Below are 8,087 nucleotides of genomic sequence, written 5' to 3'. Positions count from 1 at the left end.
GACGACGATCAGCTGCCCGACGCCCACCGGCGTCTGCGCGAACCTGTACCGCATCGTGGGCAACGACCCGGGCATCCCGGGCCGGCTGAACCCGAACTACAACCCGTCGATGCGGACGATCTCGGCGACCTTCGAGATCTTCCCCGGCGACATCGAGCCGGCCGACCTTGCCCCGACCCAGATCGGCGTCTCCATCCAGGCCCCGGGCTCGCAGTTCAGCTACCCGGCCAGCTGCCGCCTGGACGTGACCCCGGAGACGGCCCAGCCGCAGCTCTTCGCGGTAGACAAGCCCTACGTCTACTTCGACAGCAACGACCGCACGCTGACGATCAAAGGCCAGGGCTTCGGTGCCAGCGGCACGGTCGCCTTCGAGACCAAGATCGGCGGCTTCACCGTCACGCGTCCGCTCGCCTCGACCAGCGCGGCTGTGACGAGCTGGTCGGATAACGAGATCGTGCTGACGGTGCCGGCGGCGAACGTCGCCGACAACATGGTGCCCGGCCAGTGGCAGCTGAGCATCACCAACGGGGTCAGCGGCCTGAGCCAGGTGAACGGCCTGACCTTCCACGTGCTCGGTGCGTGGGGTAACGCGACCAACAACGTCTACAACCCGACCGTGCTCGAGGTTGGCCCTGGCCGCGCCTACGCGACCATCCAGGCGGCGATCAACGAGACCGACCCCAACCTACGGCTGCCCGGCGAGCCCGGCGGCAATTCGGTGATCAACTACCCGCTGATCGTGGTCTACCCCGGCGCGGGCGTGGTGAACTTCAACCCGCAGGGCGCCTACTTCGAGAACCTGATCGTCAGCGCGCCGCTCAGCCTGCAGGGCGTCGGCCCCGGCGGCGTCTACACCGACGTCGACGGCAACGCGATCGAGGTAAATGGCACCACCACGGTGGATGGCTCGATCATCGACGGCGGCGCCTTCGCCGGCGACACCGCGATGGCGAACACCTGGCGTGAGCGGATCGCGCAGCGCTTCGCCGCCGGCTGGCTGGGCAACCAGACCATCTACGAGGGCGCGGTGATCACCGCGGTGGCCCCGCGGACGCAGACCTACACCTCGGGCCACCCGCTGGTGGTGGACGGCTTCACCATCCAGGGCGGCAACCAGCAGGGCTTCCCGGGCAACATCGCCGAGATCTACGGCCTGCCCAACGGCGGCCAGATCAACGCTGAGACCCAGGGCGGCGGCCTCTTCGCCAACGCCTACGTGGACTACCTGGGCGTCACCAACAACGTCTTCCAGTCGAACGGCGGGGCCTTCGGCGGCGCGATCCGCCTGGGCACGCCGAGCCAGGCCGGCCTGTCGAACGACAACAATAACGACCGGCCCACGATCCTGCACAACCGCTTCATCGCCAACGGCGGGACGAACCTGGCCGGCGCGATCGGTATCTTCTCAGGCACGAACAACTACGACATCGGCTACAACGACCTCTGCGGCAACTTCTCGGCCGAGTACGGCGGCGCGATCAGCCACTACGGCCGGAGCGATAACGGTCAGATCCACGACAACCGGATCTACTTCAACCGCTCCTACGACGAGGGTGGCGCGATCATGATCGCCGGCGAGCTGCAGGCCGATCCTGATGTCGTCTCGCCCGGCGCTGGCCCGGTCAACATCTACAACAACCTCATCCAGGCCAACCTCTCCAACGACGATGGCGGCGGCATCCGCTTCCTGATGGCCAGCGGCCCCGGCCAGGGGAACAGCCGGCGCACCTTCACCTTCAACGTCTACAACAACATGATCGTCAACAACATCTCCACCCACGAGGGCGGCGGTGTGGCCATCGACGACACGCCTGACGTGCGCTTCTTCAACAACACGGTGATGAAGAACACCACCACGGCCACGGCGGTGACCAGCGACGGCAGCCCGGCGGCGGCCGGCCTGAGCACGACCATGAACAGCGACCAGCTCCAGGCCACCCTGGCCAACAGCGCCTCGCTGTACGGCAACCCGCTGCTGTTCAACAACATCTTCTGGGACAACCGGGCCGGCTCCTTCGACGGCAGCAACCTGACCGGCATCGGCGCCGCCAACGACGCCACGCCGATCAACCTGTGGGACATTGGCGTGATGGGCGGCAACGGCGCGCTGCTGGAGCCGACCAACTCGATCCTGAACAGCACCCTGGGCTACACCCCCAGCGGGACGAACCAGGTTAACGTCGACCCGCTGGTGGTGGACGGCACCTACAGCACCAGCATCCTGGCCCTGCCCTGGCGGGTGATGCCCGGCGCGGGCACTGGCCAGACCCTGGTGGCGGTGGATCTGCCGCCGAACCTGCTCGGCAACTACCATCTGGCCAACGGCTCGCCGGCGATCAACGCAGGTGTCAATTCGAAGGATGGCACTTTGGTCGTGCGGCTCTTCCCGTCCTTTAACATCGACGACATCGACGGCGACCCGCGCGAGAACAACGCGGTCGACATCGGCGCTGATGAGCAGAGCGGCGGGGTTGCTCCGCCTCCGCCGACGACGGCCTTCCCGACCAACGCGGTGCTCGATGACTTTAGTCGGGCGGGGAACGTCAACAACACCAGCACCAATGATCTGGGTGGGGACTGGATCGGCAATGCGAACAACAACTCGAACAGCGCAGCCTTCCGCATCCGGAGCAGTGAGCTACAGAACCGAAGCAACGATGTGATCTTCTGGAACAGCTCATTCGGGGCGAGCCAGGAGGCATACTTCACCTTCACGGACGTCGGGCGGACTTTCAACTTCGGGCTGTACGACCGCAGCCTGGTGCTGAAGGCAACCGGACTGACTGGCAGCGGTAACTTCTCCAACGCCAACACGGCCATGATCGAGGTGACCTACTTCCCGAACGACACCGTCGTGATCTATACGCGGGCACCTGGACAGGGCTGGGTCACGCGCAGCACGCTCACGGGCGTGAGCTTCGCCAATGGCGACACCTTCGGGGCTCGCACCGATAACACGGGCCTGGTCGAGGTGTTCAAGAACGGCGCGCTGCTGGGCAGCACCAACGTGGCCACCGGCGGGAACGCATGGCCGGCGACCTACGTGAACGGCGGCGGGCAGATCGGTGTCTGGTTTAACCAGAGCGGCGGCACGAATGGTCGCTCGGTCATCGATAACTTCGGTGGTGGGAACTACTAGCCCGAACCCTTACCTGTGGGGGCGCGGTATGCGCCGCGCCCCCACGCTCTCGATAGGAGATCCTATGAATCAGCGACTCTCACGCCGCGGCTTCCTCAAGCTCGGCCTGGGCGCAGCCGCAGGGGCGGCCGGGGCGCAGCTGTTCTTTGGCGGACGCGCCGGCATGCTCAGCCCGGTGGTCAGCGCGCAGACGGAGCCGATCACCCCGCGCTACTATCTGGCGGGCACCGACGGCTGGGCCAGCCTGCCCGGCGTCGGCAACACCTACTTCTACCCGGACCCCTGGGCGCCCGAGGGCAAGACCAGCTACATGTTCGGCTTCGCCGATGTGACCCAGCACCTGAGCGACCCCGAGCTGGTCTCGCCGAACGTGCTGGCCTACAAGGAGAAGGCCCAGATCAGCGCGCCGATCATGTACTTCGACGAGCTCGACCCGAACAACCCGAACAAAGAGGCCTACGTGGTGCGCCTGACCAACCTGGGCCTGGCCGTCCGCCCCGACCTGGTGGACTCGCACACGGTCCACTGGCACGGCTTCCGCAACGTCATCCCGATGTTCGACGGCGAGCCCGGCTCCTCGGTGGCCGTGCCGATCGGGCGCGTCTTCGACTACGCCTACTACCCCTACGAGCCCGGCACCTACATGTACCACTGCCACTTCGAGGACACCGAGCACGTCCACATGGGCATGGTCGGACTGGTCTTCGTGCGGCCGATGCAGAACCGGGGCGCGGGCAGCCTGAAGGCCTCGCGGGTGGCGCCGACGATCGCCGGCCTCTACACGCCGGACCCGACCGGCCCGATGGGCTACGCCTATAACGACGGCGACGGCAGCACGGCCTACGACCGCGAGTACTCGATGTTCCTGAGCGAGGTGTGGAACGAGTCGCACTGGGACGACGCCCACATCCAGCTGCCGGACTGGACCGACTACAAGGCCGACTTCTACCTGCTGAACGGCCGGGTCTACCCCGACACGCTGCTGCCGAACTACGCGCCGGTCGGTGCCCCGACCGGCGGCGTCGCCGGCGACCTCGGCGAGCAGCCCTACGGCTCGCTGGTGACGTGCAACGCGGGCGAGCGGGTGCTGCTGCGCTTCGCCAACCTGGGCTTCACCCAGGCTTCGATGACCCTGGCCGGCATCCGCATGCTGATCGTGGGCATGGACGCGGTGATGCTGCGGGGCAAGACCGGCGTGAGCGGCTTCTACGAGACCAACACCTTCCAGATCGGGGCGGGCGAGAGCACGGACGCGATCTTCACCGCGCCGGCCTTCAGCGGCGGCGCCGGCAGCAGCGGCCAGGGCTACGACACCTACCTGCTCTACAACCGCAACATCGCCGGCATCAGCAACAACGGCGAGATGGGCATCGGCGGCCAGATGACCGAGGTGCGCGTCTACCCGGCGGGGAGCGTTCCGCAGCAGCTTACCCCTCACGATCTCTAGGAGAGCATACGATATGAAGCGACGACTGCTCCCCGCCATCCTGGCGGCCATGGCGCTCCTGCTGGCCTCGGGCGCGCAGCGCGGCACCGCGCTGGCGGCCACCGAGCCCACCGATCCGCGCAACGGCGTGATCTGTGAGACCAGCCCGAACGGCCACTTCGATCTGACGGCGACGATCGGCTACGCCCTGATGTCCGACGGCAACGCCATCCACATGTGGGGCTACGCCCTCGGCAGCTACACCGACGCGAGCGTCGCGGCCGATGCGTATCAGTACCCCGGCCCGATCCTCTGCGTGAACCAGGGCGATACGCTGAGCATCACCCTGCACAACCTGCTGCCCGAGGCCACCTCGCTGGTCTTCCCCGGCCAGGACAACGTCCTGGTGAACGGCCAGCCCTCGCAGCCGCAGTTCGCCGCCGGCGAGATGACCTCGATGGCCCAGGTGGCCGGCGCGGCGTCGTCCTGGGACATCCCCGGCGGCACGGCGACCTACAGCTTCCTGGCCAGCGAGCCCGGCACCTACATCTACGAGAGCGGCACCAACGCCGGCGTGCAGGTGCAGATGGGCATGTTCGGCACGATCATCGTGCGGCCCAGCGCTGCCGGCTTCGCCTACAACTACACCTACAACCCGAACAGCCGCGCGGCGAACGAGGGCCAGGTGGCCTACGCCTACAACCGCGAGGACAGCGCCTTCAACCCGGCCCACGAGCACGTCGAGATCCTCTCGGAGATCGACCCGTTCATGCACCAGGCCTACGAGGCCGACTACATCAACTGGATCGGCGGGGCCGCGCACAACCCCCAGGCCTTCGACATGCAGGACTATGTGGCGCGCTACTTCCTGATCAACGGGCGCAGCTTCCCCGACACCATGGCCGACAACAACGCGCCCTGGCTGCCCAACCAGCCCTACGGCGCGCTTGTCCACATCTACCCCTACGATGCGGCCACCAACCCCCAGCCGGCGATGGTGCGCTACGTGGGCGCGGGCACCGCGGACTTCCCCTTCCACCCGCACGGCAACGACTCGCTGGTGATCGGCCGCGATGGCCGGGCGCTGACCGACGCGAGCGGCGAGGACCTGAGCCGCTATAAGTTCTCGCTCCCCGTCGGCCCCGGGCAGACCTGGGACGTCACCTTCGACTGGAAGGACGACAACAACTACAGCGCCTCCAACCCCGTCCCGATCACCGTTCCGCAGACGGCGAACCTGACGGTCGGCCCCTACTGGAGCGGCAGCTCCTACCTGGGGAGCGCGGGCAACCTGCCCCCCGGCGGCGAGGGCTACAGCCAGTGCGGCGAGTACTACCACATCGCCCACAACCACGCGCTGCAGCAGATGACCAGCTGGGGCGGCATCACGCTCAGCGGCCAGGCCACCTACACCCGGATCGACCCGCCGCTGCCGAACAACTGCCCGTAGGGGACAGGGGACAGATCTCTTTGTACGGGCGCAGCAGGCGCACCCTGATGATGACCTAGCTGAAGCAGGTGTGCCGCGCCTGCTGCGCCCGTACCATTCCAATATGGAGAAGTATATGCGTCTCATCGCACGATATCTCACCGCCGCGCTGCTGGCCGTGGCCATGGTGGCCCTGAGCCTCGGCTTGGGCACCGGCCAGGCATCGGCCGCGAGCGTCCCGATCTGGGGCTATGCGACCACCAACGCGGCGAACAACCCGCCGACCATCCCCGGCCCGACCCTGATCGTCAACGCGGGCCAGCGGGTGCGCGTCAACCTGCGCAACCGCCTGGGCAATGGCCAGCGCACCACGCTGTCGATCCCGGGCATGGATCTGCCCGCCGACCTTGAGGGCGCCCTCGACGGCGGGGCGCTCAAGTCTTACTTTTTCACGCCGAATCGCCCCGGCACCTATGTCTACGAGGCCGGCATGATCGACGGCCTGAACCCCGGCGATCTCGACGGCCCGCGCCAGGTGGCCATGGGCCTCTCCGGCGTGCTGATCGTCCGCCCGGCCGACGGCACCGCCTACGGCACGCCCGAGAGCGCCTACACCGACGAGGCCGTGCTCGCCTACAGCGAGATCGACCCGGCCTTCCACAACGACCCGGCCAACTTCCGGCTCCAGGACTTCAACCCGAAGTACCTGCTGATCAACGGCAAGGCCTACCCGGACACCGAGGTGATCGGCACCACGGCCGGCAACACCGTGCTGCTGCGCCACGCCAACCTGGGCATCCGCTTCCACTCGATGGGCGTCCTGGGCCTGCGCCAGACGGTCATCGCCGATGATGGCGGCCTGCTGCCGACGACCTCCTCGCTCTTCGCCAAGACCCTGGGCGCCGGCCAGACCATGGATAGCCTGGTGACCGTGCCGGGCGGCGTGGCCGATGGCACCATGTACCCGCTCTACGATACGGCGATGCGGGCCCACGGCCCGTCTGGGGTGAACGGGATGGGCGGCATGCTCACCTTCATCGCCGCCGGCGTCGCCAGCGGCGACCTCGTCGGCCCGGCGGTGACGGTCGCGCTGGCCCCGCCGACCACCGATGGCACGACGGACATCGCGCTCGATGTGACCGCCGACGACACCACCAACGGCGGCAGCGCGATCACGGCGGCCGACTACAGCATCGATGGCGGCACGCCGGTGGCCTTCACGGTGGCCGGCACCAACGTCAGCGAGAGCCTGGGCGCGACCCTGCTCGGCGGCGACCTGCTGGCCCTCGGCGTCGGCTCGCACAGCGTGACGGTGACGGCCACCGACGCGGCCGGCAACACCACCACCGCCAGCGGCACCTTCACGGTGACCGCGATCACGCCCCCGTCCGACACCGAGACCCCGGCGGTGAGCGGCGCGGCCGTGACCCCGGCCCTGAGCAACAGCACCACCACCGTGGCGCTGAGCGCGACGGCCACGGATAACGTGGGCGTCACCGGCTGGTCCTACACGATCGGCTCCTCGACGACGGGCTTTGTCGTGCCTTCGGGCACATCGGTGGGCCTGAACGCCGACATCGACGTGTCGGGCCTGGCCGACGGCACCTACACGGTGGACGTGCAGGCCAGCGACGCCGCGGGCAACTTCAGCGGCACCAGCACGACCTTTACCCTCGACCGCACCGCGCCCACGGTGACGGGCAGCACCAGCCCGGCCGCCGTGGCCCCGGGCGCCGGGGTTGCGCTGAGCGTGAGCTTCAGCGATGCGCTGAGCGACATCGCCTCGGCCAGCTATACGCTGGACGGTGGCACAACGGCGACCAGCCTGAGCACCGCCGGCGGGACGGTGGCGGTGAGCACTAGCGGCCTGGCGCTGGGCGACCACACCTTCACCGTGACGGCCACCGACGCGGCGGGCAACACCGGCACGGCGGACATCGCCTTCACCATCGCCGACAGCCTCTTCGCCGACGGCTTCGAGAGCGGCGACACCAGCGGCTGGTCGTCGGTGAGCGGCGCGTCGCGGCTGACGGTGAGCGGCGCGGCGGCGATGGGCGGCTCGAACAACGGCCTGGCGGCCCAGTTCGGCAACA

At 68.0% G+C, this 8,087-nt stretch carries 3 protein-coding genes and 1 pseudogene; all 4 read left to right on the top strand.

Going from position 1 to position 8,087, the window contains the following annotated elements:
- Positions 1-3,139: pseudogene (locus K2Z83_RS16270) on the top strand (hypothetical protein); the annotation flags it as partial.
- Positions 3,140-3,203: 64 nt separating this feature from the next.
- The gene (locus K2Z83_RS16265; protein WP_220596246.1) at positions 3,204-4,586 is read left to right on the top strand and encodes a multicopper oxidase domain-containing protein; all 1,383 of its coding nucleotides are present in this window, start codon (positions 3,204-3,206) and stop codon (positions 4,584-4,586) included.
- A 13-nt stretch (positions 4,587-4,599) separates the two neighbouring features.
- Entirely contained in the window at positions 4,600-6,015 is a 1,416-nt protein-coding gene (locus K2Z83_RS16260) for a multicopper oxidase domain-containing protein (protein WP_220596245.1), read from the top strand.
- A gap of 115 nt (positions 6,016-6,130) precedes the next feature.
- On the top strand, positions 6,131-8,087 hold a 1,957-nt coding region (locus K2Z83_RS16255), incomplete at its 3' end, for a multicopper oxidase domain-containing protein (RefSeq protein ID WP_220596244.1).

Origin of the sequence: Oscillochloris sp. ZM17-4, from assembly GCF_019599295.1 — a bacterium.
Taxonomy (GTDB): domain Bacteria; phylum Chloroflexota; class Chloroflexia; order Chloroflexales; family Chloroflexaceae; genus Oscillochloris.
This window is presented reverse-complemented; position numbering and strand designations above follow the sequence as displayed.

Coding starts and splice junctions, on each gene's coding strand:
- K2Z83_RS16265 (WP_220596246.1), top strand. CDS start 3,204: ATGAATCAGCGACTCTCACGCCGCGGCTTCCTCAAGCTCGGCCTGGGC.
- K2Z83_RS16260 (WP_220596245.1), top strand. CDS start 4,600: ATGAAGCGACGACTGCTCCCCGCCATCCTGGCGGCCATGGCGCTCCTG.